This window comes from bacterium (genome assembly GCA_024226335.1).
Classification (GTDB): domain Bacteria; phylum Myxococcota_A; class UBA9160; order SZUA-336; family SZUA-336; genus JAAELY01.
In genome coordinates, this window is record JAAELY010000309.1 from 1 (window position 1) to 754 (window position 754).

The following is a 754-nucleotide window of genomic DNA, read 5'->3' on the forward strand; positions in this document are numbered from 1 at the left end:
TCACGGCGATGTCCGCGACACCCATCTCGCCGAAGATGAATCCCTCGGCGGGCAGTTGAGATTCCACGTAGTCGAATACCGGCGGCACCAGATTCTTGATGCTGTCTTCTACGACGCCTTCGTCTCCAAGCACTTTGTTCTGGAACGGGCGGGTCAAGCGCTCCATGAAGATCTTGTCTGCAAGCGGCGTGAAGAGCATGGACCCGGCGTATTCTTCGAGCCAACGGCTCCTGGCTCGATCCGCGACATTCGTGGGCCGGACCGGTTTTTCAGGATACTGCTCTTCCAGATACTCGATGATCACCGTGGAGTCGCGGGTCACGAGGTCGCCGTCTTCGAAGGCGGGGATCTTGCCCAGCGGGCTGATGGCCAGGTACTCGGGCGTCCTCGTGCCGGGAAACGTCCCTTCCGACTCGTACTCGAGACCTTTGAGCGCGAGGGCGACACGGACTTTGCGAACGAATGGAGAAATGGGGATTCCGTAGAGTTTCATGTTCGGTGCTCCTGATTGGGCGCGTGGGTTGGATGTCTTGTTCGACATGGAGCCGCAAACTTATGCCTGATGGAGTTCTGTCGTAAGATCGGTTCATGACAAGAAAAGACCGATCGGGACATCCAGGTCGAGATAATCGAAAGAATGTGGCGAAAACCTGCCGCGTGGTAAGTTTTCGACTTCACGGAGATCTCGGACAAGGAGGTTGGCGGGATCGAAGTCGTTCGCGTGCTGTCCCTCGAGTCCGTTGCCCGAGACGGA

General features: G+C 57.4%; 1 protein-coding gene. It reads right to left on the reverse strand.

Annotation, left to right across the window (positions count from 1 at the left end; genetic code table 11):
- Positions 1-493, reverse strand: a 493-nt coding sequence (locus tag GY725_16005; GenBank protein MCP4005694.1) for a glutathione S-transferase family protein, incomplete at its 3' end; no start/stop codon positions are given.
- Between the last annotated feature and the right edge of the window lie 261 nt (positions 494-754).